Below are 21,931 nucleotides of genomic sequence, written 5' to 3'. Positions count from 1 at the left end.
CTATAGACCAAAAGGAATGGATTGATAATTAAAGATGTATTATACAGTATGGAAATGGACGTGTATAGTAAATCTGTTAAACCATTCTAATGGTGTGAAATTCGGAGAAGGAGTATGTTTCATGAAAGGAATTCAACTTGTATTTAAAGATTGGAAAGCGATGTGGCACCATAAACATGGGCGTATCGCTTTAATTTTTTTGTTAATCGTTCCTTTAATTTATTCAGGGTTCTTTTTAGCTGGATATTGGGATCCATACGGAAAATTAGATAAATTACCTGTTGCGATTGTAAATTTAGATAAAGGTGCTGCAATGGATGAGAAAACAATTCATGCAGGAGACGATTTTGTAAAAAATTTAAAAGAGAATAAGGAACTAGCTTTTCATTTTGTATCAGAAAAAAATGCTGAGGAAGGGCTAAAAGAAGATAAGTACTATATGGTTGTTACGATTCCAGCCGATTTCTCTAAAAAGGTAAGTACACTTATGAATGAGAAACCAGAACCAGCACAATTGCAGTACAAAGTAAATCCGGGTAAAAACTTTGTAGCAGCGCAAATTGGAACGACAGCTGTTGAAAATATGAAAACAAAAATTTCAAATAGTATTACGAAATCTTATACAGAAGGTGTCTTTTCAAAGTTTCAAGAATTAGCACAAGGGTTGCGTGATGCAAGTGATGGTGCTGGAAAGTTACATGAAGGAACGACAGATGCAAGAAATGGGGCAAATCAGCTTGCAGATGGTATTCATCGTTTAAGTGACGGGACATCAAAAGTGAAAGAGGGAAGTGAAAAACTTGCTTCTAGCCAATCAGCTCTAACTGGCGGAGCCAATGAGCTCAGTCAAGGAGCAACCTCACTTCATACCGGTATGGAGTTACTAGCACAAGGTGAAAAAACTTTACAATCAGGGGTTAGTGAATTAAGTGCTGGTACAAATGAATGGGTGAACGGAAGTGAGAAACTTGCTGAAGGGCAAGTGAAAGCGGACAATGCAGCAAATAGTGTAAAACAGCAATTAGAAGAGTACGTGAAAAGTCATCCAGAAGTGCAGCAAGACCCTGCTTTTCAAAAAATCGTTGCTACTTCTAATGGATTAGCTAAAGCAACAAACAGCTTAAATAATAGCCAGCAACAATTGACGCAAGGTGCAAAGAAGCTTGCGGATGGTCAGCATATGATGGAAGAAGGTATGAATACATTCGGAGTTAAGTTAAATGAGGCTACTGTTGGAACGAAAAAGATAGCAGATGGTGCGGCGAATTTAGCTGATGGATTTACGAAATGGGGAACTGGATTTACATCATTACAAGAAGGTGTAAATCAACTTGCGAGCGGGGGAACAGAGCTGAATCATGGTGCTGATCAGTTAACGAACGGACTTGTTAAACTTGACGATGGTGCGAAAGAACTTTCTACGAAATTGGGAGAGGGCGCAGAGAAGATAGCGGATGTTCGCAATGATGATGCACGCAATACGATGTTCTCAGAGCCAGTTCAATTAGTGAAGTCAACAGTTTCTGACGTGCCTAATTACGGTTCAGGTATTGCACCATATTTCTTATCGCTTGCATTTTATGTTGGCGGAATTATGGCATCAAATATTTTACCGCTTGGCCGTAGACAAAATATGAAAGTAAGCGGAACGGTACATTTTATTAATAAATTAGGGTTAGTATATGTAATTGGACTTATTCAAGCACTACTTGTGGATGTGGTTGTGCTAGGAGTTATGAAATTAGAAGTTGCAAGTGTACCACTCTTTGTTTTATCAAGTATCGTTATTTCCTTTACGTTCATGACGTTTATTCTTATGTTAGTAACGGTATTTGGTCTTGTTGGAAAGTTTTTAGCGGTAACGCTTCTCGTCTTGCAATTAGCGACGAGCGGTGGGACTTTCCCAGGAGAATTAAATATAGCTGTTCTTAGCAAGATTGGACAATTTCTCCCAATGTCCCATTCTCTTAGAGGATTGCAAGATGTGATTTCTTTAGGAGATTGGTCGCAATTACAAATGCAAATTTTAATATTGTTATGCTATCTCGTTGTTGCGGGGGGAATTGCTTGGATTACGAGCCATATACAACATAGGGAAACGAATGCAGAACAAGTTTCCTAAAATACAAGAAGCTATCCGGTTTTTTCGGATAGCTTCTTTTTTATTTGCGTTCCATTACCGCAAAGTAATTGTTTTCATTATCAGCAAAGTTAAAAGCTCTGCCAGTAGGTAAATCTACAACTTGTCCAACAGTAACGTTTTTCTCAGAAAGATCTTTATATAGTTGATCTAAGTTGTTAGAGAAGAACATAAGTGAAGGAGTACCTAAGTTTAATTCAGGTTGCATCTTTGCAATTAACTCTTTATCGTGAAGGACGATGCTTGTTCCTGCTTCTTTTGACGGTGCAATTTCAATCCAGCGAAAACCTTGTCCGTTATTTTCTTCCGCAATAATTTGGAATCCTACTGTCTCAGTCCAAAATTGCATGGCTTCATCTTGATTATTTACATATAACATAATTTGTCCAATTTGATTAATCATAGGTGTATCCTACTTTCTTTTCTTGTATGGAATTCTATCCCGCATTAACGGGCAGTAAGACCCCTACCTCAACATTCAGCAAAAGAAAAGAAGTTAGGTGAAGAATCAACTGCCCGTAAATGCCTGATTGGTGAAGGCTAATAATCAGTGGGGGATGAAGAACCCCTCCACTGATTAAAGTTTCACTTTATTATATCAAAGATATGGTTTGAATACCTTTTCGTGATTTTTCCGAAGTGCAATCTTAGCCCATTTCATATTTGCCCTAGGAGAAGGTCCTGTAATCCATGTATGAAATGGTAGTGTACTGCATATGACCATTGTTGAAATCGAGATTATGGCTGTTATTGTAAATAATAATAAGCTATACAATATTGTGTTTTCTTGCAGTATGAATAAAGAAAGAAACTTTGTACATAGTTGCAAAAAGAAAAAGTGAGCTAAATAAGCACCATACGTGTAATTCCCGATAAATCGTAAAGCTTTATATAAGAAACCGCGTCGTTGTACGATTGTAATAGATAGCACGTAAAGTATGATAATTTCGCATACGATATATAAAAACATAGATGGCTTTAAATAAGTCGAAACGGTTAAATGAATAGAGTTTGCTCCGTAAAAACTAAATAACTCATAATTGATGAATAAAAATAAGATAAAAAATAAGATTGTAATAAGCGGAATATGTTTTATGACAAATGTACGCCACGCTTTTAGTGCTACAGCAGCGATTCCTCCCATGACGAAATAGAATGAGTAGAAGAAGAAGGAACGGTCTGTATAATGTAAAATGGTTGAGCTAGTCAATTTCTCTCCATTAAAAATGTAGTGCGAAGAATACCACATTAAGAGGAAATATAGGCAAGCAAAGACGGTCATATATTTATATATGTCTTTTTTATTTTCTGTTCGTTTTTGAAACCAATAAAATAGTGTGCACAGCAAAGGGAACAGTAGGTGAATTTGAAACATCATAATCACATACCAAAGATGGGGTGCGGCTGTTCCGAGTAATAAACTTTTTATTCCGCCTTGTAATGTGATCATATCGTTTGTTGTTAATAAGTAAAGAATAGACCAGAAGAGATAAGGAATGAGTAAATGTGCGGCTTTTTCAGAAATATATTCTTTGTATACTAATTGCTTTGTATAGTGACGAATTAAGTGGAAGCCGACGATAAATATGAATGCAGGTGCTGAAAATTTTGCAAGGTTAAATAGCATGCCCATAATGAGGGATTGCTCAAGTAAGACATTTCCTTGATTCATTGTATATAATAAGGAACTTTGCAAAACGACAGCAAGGAATGCAATGCTTTGCAGAACTTTAAATTCAGGTGCGCTTTGTGTCATTAGGTCCATCTCCTTTTCCATACATGATTATAGTACGGAGAATGAATAATGGATGTGGAATATTTGTGAAGATTTTAACAAATTTGTGGCGGAATAGATTATATCAACGATTTTTCGGATATATCGTTCATAACTTCAAATATATCAACGATTTTTTCAATATATCGACGTTTCGACAAGGAATATCGACTTATCAACAAATAAGGACAAAAAGAGGATGCTCACACCGAGCATCCTCTTTCTATCTATTAAGCAAATTTGTTTTTGATCCAGTTCTTACCTTCTACAAGGCGAGCTGTCATTACGGCACAAGCGTTATCTGCTGTTACGTTTAACATCGTTGCAGGAGGATCGATGATTGTACTGATTGCTGCGATAATTGGCAATGCTTCTGGCGGGAAGCCATATAAAGAAACGATTAACATTTCACCAATCATACCGCCGCCTGGAATAGCACCCATTACTGTTCCTACTAATAGAGAAACAACAAGTGCGATTGCTAATGTTTTCGGTCCTTCGAATTCCATGTTGAAAATACCGAATAAGAAAGCAATTTTTAATACGCCGCCTAAAACAGAGCCGTCTTTATGAAGTGTAGATCCAAGAAGGACAACTGTTTCACGAACGTCAGAAGAGATACCCATTTTCTTCGTTGCTTCTAAGTTCGCTGGAATACTTGCGGCACTACTACAAGTTGCAAGAGATGTAACTGTAGGAGAGACCATGTTCTTCCAAAATACTTGTACACCTTGCTTGCGACCTGCAAGGTATGCATAGAACGTAAAGAATACAAAGAAGTAAATAAGAGACGCTGGATAGTATACCATTGCTGCTCGGAAGTAAGTTCCAAGAAGCTGTGGTCCGAATTCACCAACTAATGCTGCGAAGTAAGCAGCAAGTCCGATTGGAGCGTAGTACATAATGAAAGATACGACTTTCATTGAAATTTCTGCACCAGCTTGTAAGAATGTAGCGAATGGTTTTCCTTTTTCACCAACTGCTGAAGTTGCAATCCCCATTAAAATAGAGAAGAAAATAAGAGCTAACATATTTTCACGAGATAGTAACTTCGAAAAGTCAGATACTGTTAGAATACCGACAATTTGATCTGCAACACTAACTGCTTTCTCAGCTTTGTCAGGTTGGGTTAATTCTAATACAACACCTTGTGCTGGCGGGAATACTTTCACGACAATAATCATAAAAATAGCAGCTAAAATACTTGTAAATAAGAAAGTCCCAGCCATACTAGACATAATTTTACCGAAACGTTTTAATCCATCCATATTAGCAATAGATGACGCGATGCTAAAAAACACTAACGGTACAACAATCGTAAACATTAAGTTTAAGAAAATGTCACCAAGCGGCTTTAAAGCAACTGCATCGGCACCCATGAAATAACCAATGAAACCACCAATTAGGATAGAAGATAATAAAATAAGTGGAAAGCGATATGCCTTCATAAATATATCCTCCTATCAATTAAAAAATCATACTGAATTATTATAGCGAGTTAGCGTCTTCTTTACTAGGAGAATAATGATAGATGGAATAGCGTGAAAACCGAGAAATTTTTGTTTTTAAGCTCGGCATACAGTAGGAAATCTAGACATATATATTTGTAACCTAGTGGTGGCAAAGGATGCACCGTGACTTAGGTTTGGAAAAAGGGGGAGGGAAAAGGGATGAATATTTTACTTTGCTGTGCAGCGGGAATGTCTTCCAGTTTAATTGTTACGAAAATGGAGAAAGCAGCAGAGGCAAGAGGGGTAGAGGTAAAGATTTGGGCAGTATCAGGTTCTGAAGTAAATAGTCACATAGATGAAGCTGATGTACTTTTACTTGGACCACAAGTACGCTATTTATTACCGAAAATGAAAGAGTTATGTAAAGGGAAAGGGATACCTGTTGATGTCATTCAGTCCGTCCATTACGGGCTTTGTAATGGGGAAGCAATCCTGCAAGCAGCTTTGTCAATGAAACCATGAGGAGAGTGGGATAGATGATACGGTTTTTAGAGAAATATGTAATGCCGGTAGCAGGGAAGGTTGCAGAGCAGAGGCACTTGCTAGCGATTCGTGATGGACTTGTGTTGACGATGCCTTTTTTAATCATTGGATCATTTTTCCTTATTATTAGTGCATTACCAATACCAGGCTATAATGATTTTATGGCAGGTTTGTTTGGGGAGAATTGGCAGAGGGCTTTAGGGTATCCAGTTAGTGCGACTTTTAATATAATGGCTTTAATAGCTGTTTTTGGAATCGCTTACAGACTGGGGGAATATTATAAAGTGGATGCTTTAGCATCCGGAGCATTGTCCCTTGTGACGTTTTTACTTGCGACGCCATTTCAAGTTGCATATATTATACCAAGTACAAAAGAGAGTGTACTTGTAGAAGGTGCTATCCCAGCTGTATTAATGGGAAGCCAAGGGTTATTTGTAGCAATGATTATTGCACTTATATCTACTGAACTTTATCGGTTTATTGTACAAAAAAAGATAATTATAAAGATGCCAGAGACAGTTCCGCCAGCTGTGACACGTTCATTTGCCGCGCTTGTTCCAGGATTTATTGTTGTAACGGTTATTTGGATTGTACGCTTAATTATAGAAAATACTTCTTTTGGCAGTATCCATAATATTGTGGGGCAAATTTTACAGGAACCACTTAGTGTACTTGGTGCTAGTCTTTGGGGCGCAATAATAGCTGTTATTCTCGTTCATGTTCTTTGGTCATGTGGAATTCATGGAGCTACTATTGTTGGTGGTGTAATGAGTCCCGTTTGGTTGTCGTTAATGGATCAAAACCGAATTGCTTACCAAGCAGGGCAAGATATACCAAATACGATTACTGCACAGTTTTTTGATTTATGGATTTATATGGGTGGATCTGGTGCAACGCTTGCTTTAGTTGTAGGAATGTTATTATTTGCCCGAAGTCAGCAATTAAAAAGTATAGGTAGATTGTCAATTGCGCCTGGTATATTTAATATTAATGAGATGGTAACTTTTGGGATGCCGATTGTCATGAATCCAATTTTATTAATTCCATTTATATTAGTTCCAGTTGTGTTAACAATTGTTTCTTACTTTGCAATGGAATGGGGATTAGTTGCTCGTCCGAGCGGTGCTGCTGTTCCTTGGACGACACCAATTCTATTTAGTGGATATTTAGGATCGGGCGGGAAAATTTCAGGTGTTGTTTTACAACTTGTTAACTTTGCGCTTGCATTCTTCATTTATTTACCGTTCTTAAAAATATGGGATAAACAAAAAGTGGCGGAAGAAAAGGGGGAGTAAAGAACTAAAATGGATACGATAGAAACGAAGGCCTTTCACTTAATCTTGCATGGGGGAAATGCGAGAAGTTGTTCAATGGAAGCAATTGATTGCGCAAAGCGTGGAGAATTTACAGAAGCAGAAGCGAAATTACAAGAAGCGTTAGAAGAATTAAAAGAGGCGCACCGTGTACAAACGGACCTCATACAGAAAGAAGCTGGTGGTGAAAAGACCGAAGTTACCCTTCTCATGGTGCACGCACAAGATCATTTAATGAATGCTATTACAGTGAAGGAATTAGCGAGTGAATTTGTAGAATTATATAGGAAGATGTCAGCGGCTGAATGAACCTTGCGTATGCAAGGTTTTTTTATGTTTCGTAAAGATACTGTTATGGCGAAGAGAGAACCACTTACACATAATTTTATTTATTATTTCCAAGTTTATGTAAAAATAAAGTTGTAAAGGGGGTGGGAAGTAGATGAAAGTTCGCATCGAATTGGACCCATCACAAGACGAAGTAGAAATTATTATAAAAACAAAAGAAGTGACAGATGAAATTCAGCAACTTTTAAAAATAATAGAAGGGGGAACTGTAAATCAAATTGTTGGTGTGTTAAATCAGCAGTATTATTTATTGAATTTAAATGATATTTATTGGTTCTATACAGAAGAGAGAAAAGTTATGGCGCAAACAAAGAAAGGGAGTCTTGAGGTCAAGGCTCGCCTATATGAATTAGAAGAACAGTTAGCTGGAAAACGATTTGCTAGATTTTCTAAGTCGATACTTGCAAATTTAGGGCATGTCAAAAGTTTTGAAATGTCTTTTAGTGGCAGTATGTGTGCCCATTTTTCTAACGGAATGAAAGAATACGTTTCGAGAAAATATGTACCGCTCATTAAAGAAGCTTTAAATATAGGAGGGGGTTAAAAGATGTTTGATAGGGTTATAAATAAAATCGCTTTTGGTTTAGGGATAGCGATGGTATATAGTCTATTATTTTTATGGATTGGTTATGTAAATGGAATGGAGACAGTGGAAACAAAAACATTAATCGCATATTTAGTAACAGCAAATATAATAGGACTTATCTTCTCTTTTGCTTCATTTGTTTTTGAAAAGGAAGAATGGAGTATATTAAAACAGACAAGTATTCACTTTATCGTTTTGCTAGGAACATTTTTGCCTACAGCAATTTTGATTGGGTGGGTTCCGAATCGTTTCGGTCCGATTCTTGTTTGTATAGGAATCTTTATTTTTATTTACTTCATAATTTGGTTCATAATGACCCTATATTGGAAGCGAAAAATAAAAAAAATAAATCATCAATTAAGGTGAAAAAATTATGTATGTGTCTGAACCATCAGTGGAATATGTGTTCCACTGATGGTATTTACAATCCTCCTTTTTACAAATGAGTAAGAGTGATATTTAATCGACAGTAACAATTTCTCCTATACCACGAATCAGTTTTTTTATATGCATCTCATTTGGTTTCAATATACTTACGATATAATCAATCGCTATTTGCGGTTCAACGGTTGTACCGCACGTATAACAATCAATGGCGGCAAAGTTTTTTTCTGGATAAGTGTGAATAGAGAGGTGGCTTTCTGATAGTAAAACTAAAACAGTAACACCATGTGGATCAAATTCTTTTGTACTTACGTTTAAAACGTGGGCACCAGATTGATCAGCAGCGTGAACTAAATGATGTTCTAAAAAGTAAATATCATCTAATAGGGAAAAATCCACTCCCCATAAATCTACTATTATATGCTTACCGAAAGTAGAATATTCCATAAGGTAACGCTCCTTACTATAATGTTGTTAAAATTCCATTTCCTGTTTGTAACATTGATGTAGGACAAGATTCGATTCTGAGTTTAAAAGAGCGAGATTACGTTGTTCTAAATGTTCTTCTCTAAATTGAAATAAAGGAGAAAGAAGAGAAGGTAATGTTCGAGGTGTTGGCACTACATATAATTGCTCAATTTGATCGAGTACATAGGCAGAATTAGCGGCAATATGAAATCCCCAGTCAGTTCCGAAAGAAGGAACGATTGTATGATAACTTTTCACAGTTAATCCCGCATGTTCAATTGTATTACCGATACTCCAATATACAAGAGGTGCATCAGCAGGTGAATTAGATTGGCAGACGAATGCACCATCTTCTGTTAAGAATGTAGCTATCCGAGCAAAAAGTTCGCTTGTATATAAAGTACTTAAAATTTCTGTTGCTGGATCAGGAAAATCAATAATAATTACATCGTATAAGGATGAAGGAGAATTTAGAAATTCTTTCGCATCACATACGTGCACATTCACGCGACTATCCAAAAATGCATTGTTGTTTAAAGATACTATTTCTGGAACATTACGTGCCATATTAATCATTGCCTCATCTAAATCAACAAGGTCTACATGTAGCACAGTTTCATATTTCAAAACTTCTCGCAGGGCAAGACCATCGCCACCACCTAATATGAGAACACGTTTTGGATCAATTACTTTTGACATAATTGGATGTACAAGTGCTTCATGATAAATTTGCTCATCGACGGAACTGAATTGTAGTTGCTTGTCCAAATATAAACGGATATCGCTTACTTGTAGCAAATGAATATTTTGATAATTGCTTTTTTCATTCAATAAACTTGTATGTTCACCAGCTTGTATTTCTTTTAAAGAAATTTCATCCCATATATCTAGGTTGTGTGAATCCGTGGGTACTATGACTACATTTTCCGTTTGTGCTTGCTTGTCCTGTTTATCCTGTTTGCCTTGTTTACCGTGCTTGTCCTGCTTATTTTCTATTTCCTGCTGTTCTAGTTCAAATTTGTTAGAGTCTAATTCAGAACGTTTGTCTTTTTTATAGCTTGTTATTCTATAAATCTTTATTTTGCTTTGTTTTCTATGTTTTGGCATAGGAATCCCCTTTCGAATTGTGTTACTTTACTCTATTCTATGTGATTTAGTAGAGTTTGCTTGGACAATAGATAGAGGAGTTTTTTTAATAGATTTTCACGCTAAAAAAATTTTTTTAGTGTTTTTTTGTTTTAAACACAACTAGACAACTAAACACTAATCTATTTTCATACAGTTATGTGTTAAAAGCGTGTTGTTTTATAACACACTGTGTGTTTTTTGGTCGACACACTAATTGAAAGCGTTAACACACAAAGAAAATGGTCGAAAAAGTGCTGAATTTAGTGGTTTTAAAAAGTTGGCACGCTAATTGCATTAATAAATAGCGTAAAGAAAAATAAATAAAATATAAATTTTTTATACTACACAAGGGGGATTTTCAAATGAATATTTTATTATGTTGCTCAGCAGGGATGTCTACAAGTTTACTAGTTACAAAAATGGAAGCGGCTGCAAAAGCTCGCGGTTTAGAAGGAAAGATTTGGGCTGTATCTGGGGATGCAGTAAAAACAAATATCGATCAAGCGGATGTATTATTATTAGGACCACAAGTTCGTTACATGCTTTCTTCAATGAAAACGCTTGCTGATGAGAAGAACGTTGGAATCGACGTTATCAATCCAATGCACTACGGCATGATGAATGGAGAGGCAGTTTTAGATCACGCATTAACACTAAAAAAATAATTAGGGGGGAAGCAAAATGCAAAAGTTTATTGCATTTATGGAGAAATATATTGTTCCTGTCGCTGGTAAAATCGGATCGCAACGTCACTTAGCTGCGATCCGTGACGGATTTATTGCAGTTATGCCACTTATTTTAGTTGGTGCACTGGCATCACTAATTAATGGTTTTCCATCTGAAGCTTTCCAAGATTTCATGAAAGGTTTGTTTGGTGAAACGTGGAAACAAGTTGGCGGTGGAATGTGGACTGGTTCTTTTGCGATTCTAGCACTGATCATAGCATTTACAACAAGTTATAACTTAGCAAAATCTTACGGCGTTGATGGTTTGTCAGCAGGTATTATTTCATTTGGTGCGTTAATTATTCTTACGCCAACAACACCGAAAGAAGGCGGATTGAACTTAGTTTGGACGGGTGCACAAGGGTTATTCGTAGCAATTATTGTGGCACTCCTTGTTACTGAAGTATTCCGTTTCTTCGTACAAAGAAACATTACTTTTAAAATGCCTGATGGAGTACCACCAGCAGTTTTAAGATCTTTTGCAGCTATAGTTCCAGCATTTGTTATTTTAACAGTAGTTGCAGGTATTCAATTAGCAGTGAAATTAGCTGGTACAAGTGTTCATGAATTTATCTTTAATACGATTCAATCACCACTGCAAAGTTTAGCAGGGACATTACCAAGTGCAATTGTCATTGTACTCCTTGTTCATCTTCTTTGGTTCTTCGGTTTACATGGTCCGAATATCGTTGGTGGTATTATTGAGCCATTATACTTACCGGCATTAGAGAAAAATATGAAGTTATTCCAAGGTGGTACATCTGCATTTGATGTTCCAAACATTGTTACAAAACCATTCTTTGATACTTTCGTATATCTGGGTGGTTCTGGTGCAACATTAGCGTTCTTAGTAGTTGTATTACTTGTAGCAAAAAGTGCACAATTACGCGGTGTATCTCGCTTATCAATTGGACCAGGTGCATTTAATATTAACGAACCAGTAATCTTTGGTACGCCAATTATTTTAAATCCAGTTTTATTCTTACCGTTTATCATAACACCAATTGTATTAGTAATTACTTCTTATACAGCTATATCTATTGGTTGGGTACCAAAAACAGTTGCGATGATTCCATGGGCAACACCACCAATTATTAGTGGTTATCTTGTAACAGGTGGGCATCTTTCAGGCGCAATTCTACAGTTATTCAACTTTGTAATTGCGATGGTAATCTATTATCCATTCGTTGTATTATGCGATCGTTCTGTTGTTCGTACTGAAAAAGCAGCAGCACAAGGAAATAACAACTCTGTACCTATGTAACACAGTAATTGTTCTCACAGATAACACTATCTGTGAGAACAATCACCTTTATATCATGTTCAAAAAGATGAAACCCATCTACAAGAACACCAAACTATCATTCATAAATTAATACTTTAATAGAAATGTTCAAACTGAAGGGGTATGTAAGTCGGTTGAACGATAATAGAGAGGGCGGTAATTATGATGACTACAGCAGAACAAATTCCATTCCAATTAATTTTAAATAGTGGTAATGCACGAAGCTTTGCGATGGAGGCACTTCAATTTGCCAAACAGGGGAAAATGGCAGAAGCTGATGAAGCGATGGCAAAGGCGAAAGAAGCGATTAATGAGGCGCATCATTTCCAGACAGAGCTCATACAATCAGAAGCAAGAGGAGAAAAAACAGAGATTAGCGTTCTTTTAATTCACGCACAAGATCATTTAATGAATGCGATTACAGTAAAAGAATTAGCAGCAGAGTTTATTGACCTTTATAAAAAGTTAGAAGCGAAAGGGGAATAAAGCATGACTGGAATTAAAATTGCTACAATCGGCGGTGGATCTAGTTATACACCAGAGTTAATTGAAGGATTTATTAAACGTTATGATGAGCTTCCTGTTCGTGAAATTTGGTTAGTAGATATTGAGGCAGGAAAAGAAAAGCTAGAAATCGTTGGTAACTTAGCGAAACGTATGGTAAAAAAATCTGGTTTACCAATTGAGGTACATTTAACGCTTGATCGTCGCGAAGCATTAAAAGATGCTGACTTCGTAACGACGCAGCTTCGCGTAGGTTTATTAGAAGCTCGCGCAAAAGATGAAGCAATCCCGTTAAAATATGATGTAATCGGTCAGGAAACGAATGGTCCTGGTGGTTTATTCAAAGCATTGAGAACGATTCCTGTTATTTTAGATATTTGTAAGGACATGGAGGAGCTTTGTCCGAATGCATGGTTAATTAACTTTGCAAATCCAGCTGGTATGGTAACAGAAGCTGTTCTTCGTTATACAAATATTGAAAGAGTAGTTGGTCTATGTAACGTTCCAATCGGAATCCGCATGGGTCTTGCAAAATTGCTTGAAGTAGATGCAAGTCGTGTTCACGTTGATTTTGCAGGTTTAAATCACATGGTATATGGATTAGACGTATACTTAGATGGCGTAAGTGTAATGGATCGTGTGTTAGAACTTGTAACAGATCCAGAAAAGCAAATTACGATGGAAAATATCGCTGCGCTTAACTGGGAGCCAGACTTTATTCGCGGCCTTCGTGCAATTCCATGTCCATACCATCGTTACTACTACAAAACACGTGAAATGCTAGAAGAAGAGAAAGAAGCTTCGGTTGAAAAAGGTACACGTGCAGAAGTAGTAAAACAATTAGAAGATGATTTATTCGAGTTATATAAAGACCCGAATTTAGATATTAAACCACCACAATTAGAAAAACGTGGAGGCGCTTATTATAGTGACGCAGCATGTAGCTTAATTACGTCTATTTATAATAATAAAGGTGATATCCAGCCTGTTAATACACGAAACAACGGAACAATTGCAAGCTTGCCACATGATTCGGCTGTTGAAGTGAACTGTATTATTACGAAAGAAGGTCCAAAACCAATTGCAGTTGGAGATCTTCCAGTACCAGTTCGCGGTTTAGTACAACAAATTAAATCATTTGAGCGCACAACAATTGAAGCTGCTGTTACAGGGGATTATCATAAAGCGCTGCTTGCTATGACAATTAATCCACTTGTACCATCAGATAAAGTGGCAAAACAAATTTTAGATGAAATGTTGGAAGCGCATAAAGAATATCTTCCGCAGTTCTTCAAAAAGGTAGAGAAATAAAAGCGGCGCTATTTAGCCCGCTTTTTTTATTCTATCCCACTTTAATGGGCAGTAAGACCCCTACCTCAAAATTCAGCGAAAGCAAAGAAATTAGGTGGGGGTCGGGCTGCCCATAAAAGTCCGATTGGTTCAACTAATAATCAGTGGGGGGTGAAGACCCCCCACTGATTAAAGTTTCACTTTATTAGGAGGTATTACGATGATTAAATTAATTGTAAATGCAGATGATTTCGGTCTTACAGAAGGTACAAATTACGGCATTATTGATGGACATATAAATGGACTTGTAAATTCAACGACGATGATGATGAATATGCCAGGAACAGAGCATGCGGTACGCTTAGCAAAAGAGTATAAAACATTAGGAGTAGGCGTACATCTCGTATTAACAGCAGGTAAGCCGCTTCTTGGAGACGTACCATCACTTGTAAGTAGCGATGGATTGTTTCATAAACAAAGCATCGTATGGGAAGGGAACGTAAATCCAGAGGAAGTCGAGCGAGAATGGACTGCCCAAATTGAGAAATTCTTATCTTACGGATTAACGCCAACTCATTTAGATAGTCATCACCATGTGCACGGATTACCGATTTTGCACGATGTTCTGGAAAGGTTAGCTGCTACATATAATGTTCCAATTCGTCGTTGTGAAGAAGAGCGAGCGGTGCGTCCATTTTCTGACGTGTTTTATAGTGATTTTTACGCAGATGGTGTGACGGAAGATTACTTCGTGAAGTTAAAAGAAAGAGTACAAGGTGAACAAACGGTAGAAATTATGGTTCATCCAGCTTATATTGACCCAGAGCTTGTGAAGCGTTCTTCTTACGTAATGGATCGCGTGAAAGAATTGCGTATTTTAACAGAGAGTGAGTTGCCTGAAGGAATAGAGCTTGTAAAGTTTTAATAGAAAAAAGACGGCTACATTATGCCGTCTTTTTTTATTTACAAAATGGATAGAATATATCCGCCAAAGGCTCCAAGTATAACGATAACCCAAGGTGGTGTTTTCCAAAAAGCGAGCAAGCAAAATAGAAGAGATGCAAAAACAAAATCTACAGCATTCATAATTGTGCTTGTCCAAATCGGATCATAAAAAGCGGCAATTAAAATACCGACAACGGCCGCATTGACTCCAAGTAGTGCGCCTTGTATGAAAGATATTTTTCTCACATTGTCCCAAAAGGGTAAAACACCAATAACGAGTAAGAAAGCAGGAAGAAAGATCGCAATTGTTGCGAGTATTACTCCAAGCGTTCCGTTTAACACTGCTCCTATATAAGAAGCGAATGTAAACAGTGGTCCTGGCATTGCTTGTGTTAATCCGTATCCAGCTAGAAACTGTTCTTTTGTCATCATTCCGTTTTGTACGAACTCACCTTCAAGAAGGGGGAGGACGACGTGTCCGCCTCCAAATACAAGTGCGCCAGAGCGATAGAAACTATCAAATAAAGCGATGTAATAAGAGAACGGTCTTAATATTGGTAGCAGTAGTAATAGTCCGAAGAATAAGACGAGACAAGAAACTGCTATCTTTTTTGAAATAGGTACTTTTATATGTTGAGATTGACTAATTGGTTGGTTGCGATATAAAAACCAGCCGATAAAGCCAGATATGATAATGAGAATGACTTGGGTCCAGCTACTTGGCCATAATAAGGCGATTGCGGCAGTTGCAATTGCAATCGTCGCACGATTTCGGTCTGGCGTTAATTTTTGTGCCATTCCCCATATTGCATGAGCGACAATAGCGACTGCTACAAGTTTTAGTCCATGAATCCAGCCAGTACTTCCAAGGTCGAACTGATTAAGGAATGAGGCGAAGAAAACTAAAACAAGCACAGACGGTAAAGTGAATCCAATCCATGAAATAATAGCTCCGAATACCCCGCCTCTTAATAATCCAACGCCCATACCGACTTGGCTGCTAGCAGGACCAGGGAGGAATTGACATAGTGCTACTAAATCTCCATAGCTCCGTTCATCCATCCATTTTCTTTTTTGCACATATTCGTGGTGGAAATACCCAAGATGGGCTACAGGGCCACCAAATGAAGTAATTCCTAATTTAAATGAAACGAGAAAAATCTCTAATAATGTATGAAAAATGTATTTGTTTTTTTTCAAAATGACCTCCTAGAATGTTTTTCTAAGTGCATTATACAAGAGGTAGTAAAGCAAAAGGAATGATTCTAATGTAAAGATTATGTGAATCTTTTCTTCGTAATTAACACTTGAAAAAGTCATAAATGATTATGTATAAACCATAAAGTAGTAGAAGTAGTGCTGGGAAATTTATATAAGGAGAATGCCCGTATGACAACACATTTCTTTGCGAGGTTAACAGGTAAGAGGGAAATACCTCCTGTAAATACAGAAGCTTATGGCGTAGCAGAGTTTATATTTAGTGAGGATTTAAAGAAGTTGCAGTACCGGATCATATTGAAAAACATCGAAAAAGTTACATCATGCCAAATTCATTTAGGGAAAGCAAATCAAATTGGTCCAATTGTTTTAAGTTTATTTGGTCCATTAAAGCAAGGTATTAGTGTTAATGAAGGAGTCGTCACTGGTGTAGTTAATGTGGGGGATTTTGAAGGGCCTTTACAGGGGCGAGCGTTTGATAGCTTACTGCAAGAAATCATTCAGGCGAATGCATATGTAAATGTGTATACGAAGCCCAATAAGAAGGGTGAAATCAGGGGGAGAATCAGGAAGGTAAAGAAGTAGAAAAAAGGCTGTCCATATTTTGGAACAGCCTTTTTCTATAAGTTGCTAATATTGTCGATTATTGTTGGTAAATCGATATATATTGAAAATCGCTGATATAATCTGAGTTGCGCCGATATATTTGAAAAATCGCTGATATAATCCGAGTTGCGCCGATATATTTGAAAAATCGCTGATATAATCCGAGTTACAGTCGATATACTAAAAAATTGCCACGATTAATTTTTTACAGGCTGATTTTTAATGAAGAAGTCCATAACATAAAACACTTCGTCATCAGGTATTTGTATTTCAAATGTATTTTCAATTGGCTGCAATGCTTTTTTTACTTTCATATACATCCAGTATTCATCTTGTCTTCGTTTCTCTTTATCTGGATGAGGGAGGAGGCTTTCTCCCTTTTGAAGACGGTCAACCATACAGCTCATATGCAGAATAACACCCATTAAACTGTCAGGAGTTAGCTGTAAGGAAATTAATTCTTGAATTGTATTCAATGCGTAACGGATCGTTTTAATAAGTAATGCTCCGTCGTTACGCTGCATTTGTTGTTCAAGAATATCAGCCATTTTTGCATATGTTTCTTCGTACGTAATTAATTCTTGAATTGGCTGAATCGCTGTGTAGTTTACAATGTCTTGGAAATGATATGTTAAGCATGGCACTTGTACATCGAAATTCGTGACGATACAAATAATGTTCCGCTCTTTTTTTATGTTCTCAATCATTTTCGTTAAATCTTTTTCATGGACGATACTAATCGGAATGATTTCAATTAAGTCTTTGTCAAATCGCAAATAGTTCTCCAACATTTTTTGAATAGCTAAAGCACTGCCTTCCCCAGTTAAACAAGCTGTCAAAATAACAGATTTCATTGGAGATAGTGGCTTTTTCTTTTCTTCTTGTACGTTTAAGTAAAACGGTGTTAAGTTCTTCACTGTTTCATATAATGCATCTAACGAGTAGCCAAGCTGAGCTTTTCGAGCTGCTTCTAGTGCATGTGGAGTGCTTGTCATGGAAAGAACACGCACTGGAATTTTGAACTCAGTTTCTAATATATCACCAATATAAGCGAGAGATCCCATATCAACGAGTAAGAGAAGCCCGTTTACATTTTGGAGTGTTTTCATATACACTTTCACACGCTCTAAGAAATCTTTCGGCGATTCATGTAACGGCATATCGATACCGGTTACGTCGTCAATGCCGAGCAGTTCATTTGCGACGTTTGCCATTTCTGTTGCTATGCCGTTGCCGTGCGCTAATATTAATACTTTTACTTCTGTTTGTGAGGCAGGAATTGGATCAACAACGAAGAACATTGTTAAAAAGCCTGCTTCATCGATAGGCATTGTTATTTGTAATTCGTCTTCCAGTAGTTGAATGCATTGCATAGCTACGGAAAAAGCTTCTTTATATTTCGTACGAATTTGATTTAATTGCGGGTGATGAATTTGTTTTCCAGCCTGTAAACGTTGTAGAGTTGTCTGTACATGTAAACTTAAAGCGAGAAATACTTTTTCATCGAACGTCTTGGATAAATGTTTTTCAGCAAGTTCAGCAATTTTTTCACAAACGGAAACGATATTACGATCTACAATTTTAAAAACATTTTCATGACTTGTCTTTTTTGACATTTGGTTAAAATATTGTACGAAAAAGCTTTGAATATCATTTTCTATTAGTAATTCTAATTCTTCCTCTTCAATACCACGAGCTTGAAGTTCTTCATATTTATAGTCAATATAATCGTAAATAGAAGACTGTTTTTCATTTTCTATTTTATGATTACTCCAACCTTCATCACCTGTAAATATAAATGTTTCATTCGGTATTTGGTATAGATGACGGCTCTTTCTTTCAATGAATAGTCCTTCTTTCATATACCAAGGTAAGTCTGTGCTTGAAACATAGACAGAATCACGTTTCTTTGTCACGAAGTCAGAATAGGCTTTCGCACAGGCAATTTGTACATCCGTTTTTAATTGGCCGATGTTATTGGGACAATTGTAAAAGACGAAAGCACGCATTGCATTCGGACTAACGTGAATTTCTTTTCGCAAGCGAATTGCTTCATTTGTGAAAAATAGTTGCAGTAAAGCAAAACGTTCTTTATGTGTACGCTCACGAAGTGGTGGCAGCGTGACAGTCATCGGTATACGTCTTGTAAATGTTTTTAATAAAAATGAATTTGGTTCTTCTGTTGTTGCAGTAATGATCAATACTTGTGCTTTACGTTCGTTTTCTGTTTCTCCAAGGCGGCGATATACTCCGCGGTCAATAAAGGTGAAAAGCATTTCTTGTCCCTCTGGAGGAAGGCGATGTACCTCATCTAAGAAAAGGATCCCTTCATGTGCTTTTTCAATTAACCCTTTTTGATCACTTGCCCCTGTATACGCTCCTTTTTTAATCCCAAATAATTGCCCGAGTAGTAGCTGTGGGTTATTTGCATAATCAGCACAGTTAAAGACGATAAATGGTGCATTTTTAGGAAGCTGTTCAACTTCAATTGCATATTCGTGCATTAAAGAAGCAAACATGGATTTTCCGACGCCGGTTTCTCCGAGCAGTAAAGTATGCATACCGTTTGGAGGATAGAGAATAGAAGCTTTCGCTTTTTCGATTGCGATTTTAAGGCTCGTATTTTCAACTGCAAATGTATCTAATGAAGTTACTCCTTTTGAATGCGTTTCCAACGAAGTGTTCGTTTCTATATAAAAACGAACAGGACGCGTATTTGTTTTTAATAAACGTTTATCTTTTACGAGTTTGTTTAAGTCGCTACTTACATTGGCTCGATCTAGCTGCAACAGGGTAGCGAGTTCTGATGCAGTTACACCTTCTGTATAATTGCCTTTTTGTATTGCGTTAAAAATGAGATCTATTCGTTTCATTTCTATTCACCTCGAAACTTCATCACTATTTAAAATTTTACACAAAAATGGGAAGGGTGGGAAGAGAAAAATAAAACAGCTTTAGCACATAGGCACTAAAGCTGTTACAATCTTGTGTCTTTCCAAAAGTTTACTTCGAGATGAGAAGATGGATTATAGGGAAGAAGTTTGTATCCTTGTGACTGTAAGTAATCAATTACTTGTGGCAGTATTTGTACGGTTACACTCGAATCATGCATTAAAATTACTTCGACTTGTTCATCGCTCTGATTACGTACCCTTTCTAGTATGGCAGAAGGATTATCATAGCTTTTCCAGTCGTATGTATCGATTGTCCAATCCCACATTTTATACTGGGCTGATACAAGTGCATCACGGTAATTCTTTTTTAAGTAAGGCATGCTACCATACGGGACACGAACGAGATGTGAATTTAATTTTGTAACTTGCTGAACGATGCTTTGTGCTTGTTCCATTTCTGTAATTAAAGTAGATGGGTCACCAGTGTAAAGGCGTTTTACATCATGGGACATACTGTGAAGTCCGATATAATGTCCATCTTTAATTAATCGTTGCATTGTCTTTTTATAATGTGGTACTTTTCCACCAATAACAAAGAAAGTTGCTTTTCCGTTCTTTTCTTTTAAGATGTTTAAAATTTGCGTAGTATATTTGTTTGGTCCGTCATCAAATGTTAAGTACGCGATTTTTTGGGTAGAAGAGGTAGTTTCGGTATTTGGATGATGTTCAGCAGGGGGAATGGTAGTTGCTCCTGCATGAGATGACGCGTACATAGTAATCGTTAAAAATAAAATAATGTATTGAAATACTCGCTTGATCATAACATTCACCCTCAGTTTGACAATCAAGATGTAAAAAAGAAAATATAATCCTTTTCTTATTATGTATATCTTTCTCCAATAGTGGAACTCTCAAACAAGCTATATTTTGGAAATATGAAATGGGGAGTAAAAAAATAGCATCCTCTTATAAGAAAGAGGATGCTATTTGAATATTTCATAATAGTAAAGGCTATACTACAATTAGTCTTCGCGTTTTTTCACTTTTTTATAAAAGGAAATAATTGGTTTGTAACGTTCGTGTACAAGCCCGATTACTTCAGCAATAATCTCTGTAAAGAAGATTAAAACGAAAAGAAGAATAATGGATAACCATAATGTCGCACTAGAGAAAATGATTGCATTTACACTAAAGAAAATACCGAATGCGTATATAATTAGTACCGTTTTACGATGAGAGAAGCCCATTGCAAGTAGACGGTGATGTAAATGCGATTTATCTGGTGCTGAAATAGGTTTTTTATTTACGATACGGCGGATAATTGCAAATGTCGTATCAAATACAGGTACGCCTAAAATAATAACTGGAACGATAAAGCTGAATAACGTTACACTTTTGTATAATCCAAGTAACGATATAACAGAAATACAGTATCCTAAAAATAGTGCGCCTGTATCTCCCATGAAAATTTTTGCTGGATGGAAGTTGTAGAATAAAAATCCAATTGTACTTGCAAGTGCAATTAGTGCTAGAGGTAAAATGATAGCCGTTCCAGTACCCCATGGGCTAGTGAAGGCCATGTATGCTAGCGTTGCCAGTACGATAGATGAAATACCAGCGGATAATCCATCTAAGCCGTCAATTAAGTTGATTGCATTTGTAATACCTACAATCCAAAATACTGTAATTGGGTAAGCAAGCCATCCAAGTTCAGTATCCCCGAGGATTGGAATATATAATACTTGCACTAATAATCCACTTTTTACAATCATAATGGCAACTAATAGTTGTCCACCGAATTTTACCTTCGCAGATAACTCGTACATATCATCTAAAATACCGATGATTACAATGATAATCGCACCTAGCGTTATCGATAACATTCTTTGTTCGTATAAGCCACCGACAACAAATCCAACAGCCACACCAATAAATATTGCTAACCCGCCAAGACGAGGCATAATCTTTTGGTGCACTTTACGCGCGTTTGGCTTATCTGTTGCTCCTATTTTAAAAGCTAACTTAATAACTAAAGGAGTAACGACGAGTACAGTGATGAAAGATGCCAAAATGGCATAAATCACTTGTGAGTCCATTAATACCCCACCCTTTTATAGTCTAACGTAATTTTTTTTAATATATTTATCTGAAAATTATGATGTTTATTTACAGGCTCATAACATATGGTATCACAAAAAGATTAGAATTCAATCTTTTTTTCGTTTTATGGTAAATGGAAGCAGATAGAATATATGACAATGGTATACAGAATGTTGAATCGTTTGAGAAGGTTAATCGTATTGGGCTTTGGAATATGACATTTTCTCTT

General features: G+C 36.7%; 21 protein-coding genes. 12 read left to right on the top strand and 9 right to left on the bottom strand.

All coding sequences use genetic code 11. The features are described from left to right. The first annotated feature begins 121 nt into the window (after window positions 1–121). The gene (locus tag BGI23_RS25400; protein WP_070807187.1) at window positions 122–2,122 is read left to right on the top strand and encodes a YhgE/Pip domain-containing protein; all 2,001 of its coding nucleotides are present in this window, start codon (window positions 122–124) and stop codon (window positions 2,120–2,122) included. A gap of 40 nt (window positions 2,123–2,162) precedes the next feature. Here BGI23_RS25400 and BGI23_RS25395 read toward each other — a convergent pair whose 3' ends face one another. The 3 genes from BGI23_RS25395 to BGI23_RS25385 form a co-directional block, all read right to left on the bottom strand. Beyond that, window positions 2,163–2,543 (bottom strand): VOC family protein, encoded by a 381-nt coding sequence (locus BGI23_RS25395; protein WP_000609839.1) that lies wholly within the window; start codon window positions 2,541–2,543, stop codon window positions 2,163–2,165. A gap of 195 nt (window positions 2,544–2,738) precedes the next feature. Then, window positions 2,739–3,896: an acyltransferase gene (locus BGI23_RS25390; RefSeq protein WP_070807186.1), complete on the bottom strand. Its 1,158-nt coding sequence runs from the start codon at window positions 3,894–3,896 to the stop codon at window positions 2,739–2,741. A gap of 248 nt (window positions 3,897–4,144) precedes the next feature. Beyond that, window positions 4,145–5,362: a dicarboxylate/amino acid:cation symporter gene (locus tag BGI23_RS25385; protein WP_000649370.1), complete on the bottom strand. Its 1,218-nt coding sequence runs from the start codon at window positions 5,360–5,362 to the stop codon at window positions 4,145–4,147. A 222-nt stretch (window positions 5,363–5,584) separates the two neighbouring features. Between BGI23_RS25385 and BGI23_RS25380 the strand changes: the two genes are divergently transcribed. The 5 genes from BGI23_RS25380 (at window position 5,585) to BGI23_RS25360 (ending at window position 8,521) form a co-directional block, all read left to right on the top strand. After that, on the top strand, window positions 5,585–5,887 hold the full coding sequence (locus tag BGI23_RS25380) for a PTS sugar transporter subunit IIB (RefSeq protein WP_070807185.1): 303 nt from the start codon (window positions 5,585–5,587) through the stop codon (window positions 5,885–5,887). 14 nt (window positions 5,888–5,901) lie between these two features. Beyond that, window positions 5,902–7,203, top strand: a complete 1,302-nt coding sequence (celB, locus tag BGI23_RS25375) for a PTS cellobiose transporter subunit IIC (protein WP_044792018.1) — start codon at window positions 5,902–5,904, stop codon at window positions 7,201–7,203. A 9-nt stretch (window positions 7,204–7,212) separates the two neighbouring features. After that, entirely contained in the window at window positions 7,213–7,530 is a 318-nt protein-coding gene (locus tag BGI23_RS25370; RefSeq protein WP_070807184.1) for a PTS sugar transporter subunit IIA, read from the top strand. A gap of 133 nt (window positions 7,531–7,663) precedes the next feature. Next, window positions 7,664–8,113, top strand: coding sequence for a LytTR family DNA-binding domain-containing protein (locus BGI23_RS25365; protein WP_070807183.1), 450 nt, complete (start codon window positions 7,664–7,666; stop codon window positions 8,111–8,113). Between the two features lie 3 nt (window positions 8,114–8,116). Next, window positions 8,117–8,521, top strand: coding sequence for a DUF3021 domain-containing protein (locus BGI23_RS25360; RefSeq protein ID WP_044792024.1), 405 nt, complete (start codon window positions 8,117–8,119; stop codon window positions 8,519–8,521). A 93-nt stretch (window positions 8,522–8,614) separates the two neighbouring features. On the opposite strand, the gene speD is transcribed toward BGI23_RS25360, so the two are convergent. Together speD and BGI23_RS25350 are read right to left on the bottom strand one after the other, a co-directional pair. Then, window positions 8,615–8,986 carry an adenosylmethionine decarboxylase gene (gene speD, locus BGI23_RS25355; protein ID WP_044792025.1) on the bottom strand — a complete coding sequence of 124 codons (372 nt, stop codon included), beginning with the start codon at window positions 8,984–8,986 and terminating at the stop codon, window positions 8,615–8,617. Between the two features lie 27 nt (window positions 8,987–9,013). Next, entirely contained in the window at window positions 9,014–10,114 is a 1,101-nt protein-coding gene (locus BGI23_RS25350) for a polyamine aminopropyltransferase (protein WP_070807182.1), read from the bottom strand. A gap of 383 nt (window positions 10,115–10,497) precedes the next feature. Here BGI23_RS25350 and BGI23_RS25345 point away from each other — a divergent pair, with 383 nt between their 5' ends. From BGI23_RS25345 to chbG, 5 genes are all read left to right on the top strand, one after another. Next, entirely contained in the window at window positions 10,498–10,800 is a 303-nt protein-coding gene (locus BGI23_RS25345) for a PTS sugar transporter subunit IIB (RefSeq protein ID WP_001023567.1), read from the top strand. Between the two features lie 16 nt (window positions 10,801–10,816). After that, on the top strand, window positions 10,817–12,124 hold the full coding sequence (gene celB, locus BGI23_RS25340) for a PTS cellobiose transporter subunit IIC (RefSeq protein WP_001168828.1): 1,308 nt from the start codon (window positions 10,817–10,819) through the stop codon (window positions 12,122–12,124). Window positions 12,125–12,307: 183 nt separating this feature from the next. Continuing rightward, window positions 12,308–12,631, top strand: coding sequence for a PTS lactose/cellobiose transporter subunit IIA (locus tag BGI23_RS25335; RefSeq protein WP_000989047.1), 324 nt, complete (start codon window positions 12,308–12,310; stop codon window positions 12,629–12,631). A gap of 3 nt (window positions 12,632–12,634) precedes the next feature. Beyond that, a complete protein-coding gene (gene celF, locus BGI23_RS25330; protein WP_070807181.1) occupies window positions 12,635–13,960 on the top strand; it encodes a 6-phospho-beta-glucosidase in 1,326 nt (441 codons plus the stop codon). Window positions 13,961–14,159: 199 nt separating this feature from the next. Further along, window positions 14,160–14,864, top strand: a complete 705-nt coding sequence (chbG, locus tag BGI23_RS25325) for a chitin disaccharide deacetylase (RefSeq protein ID WP_044792030.1) — start codon at window positions 14,160–14,162, stop codon at window positions 14,862–14,864. Window positions 14,865–14,902: 38 nt separating this feature from the next. Here the strand turns inward: chbG and BGI23_RS25320 are convergent, their stop codons facing one another. Continuing rightward, window positions 14,903–16,084: a chromate transporter gene (locus BGI23_RS25320; RefSeq protein ID WP_070807180.1), complete on the bottom strand. Its 1,182-nt coding sequence runs from the start codon at window positions 16,082–16,084 to the stop codon at window positions 14,903–14,905. Between the two features lie 189 nt (window positions 16,085–16,273). Between BGI23_RS25320 and exsM the strand changes: the two genes are divergently transcribed. Continuing rightward, complete coding sequence (gene exsM / locus BGI23_RS25315; RefSeq protein WP_000207026.1) at window positions 16,274–16,687, top strand: exosporium regulatory protein ExsM; 414 nt, start codon at window positions 16,274–16,276, stop codon at window positions 16,685–16,687. A gap of 218 nt (window positions 16,688–16,905) precedes the next feature. On the opposite strand, the gene BGI23_RS25310 is transcribed toward exsM, so the two are convergent. From BGI23_RS25310 to BGI23_RS25300, 3 genes are all read right to left on the bottom strand, one after another. Continuing rightward, window positions 16,906–19,581, bottom strand: coding sequence for a sigma-54-dependent transcriptional regulator (locus BGI23_RS25310; RefSeq protein ID WP_070807179.1), 2,676 nt, complete (start codon window positions 19,579–19,581; stop codon window positions 16,906–16,908). 104 nt (window positions 19,582–19,685) lie between these two features. Then, window positions 19,686–20,423 carry a polysaccharide deacetylase family protein gene (locus BGI23_RS25305; RefSeq protein ID WP_000597164.1) on the bottom strand — a complete coding sequence of 246 codons (738 nt, stop codon included), beginning with the start codon at window positions 20,421–20,423 and terminating at the stop codon, window positions 19,686–19,688. A gap of 201 nt (window positions 20,424–20,624) precedes the next feature. Beyond that, window positions 20,625–21,698, bottom strand: coding sequence for a glycosyltransferase family 4 protein (locus BGI23_RS25300; protein ID WP_070807178.1), 1,074 nt, complete (start codon window positions 21,696–21,698; stop codon window positions 20,625–20,627). Window positions 21,699–21,931: the final 233 nt, after the last annotated feature.

This window comes from Bacillus sp. ABP14 (genome assembly GCF_001831375.1).
GTDB classification, from domain to species: Bacteria; Bacillota; Bacilli; order Bacillales; family Bacillaceae_G; genus Bacillus_A; species Bacillus_A paranthracis.
Note: the sequence above shows the minus strand (reverse complement) of the source record. Positions and strands in the feature narration are given on the sequence as shown.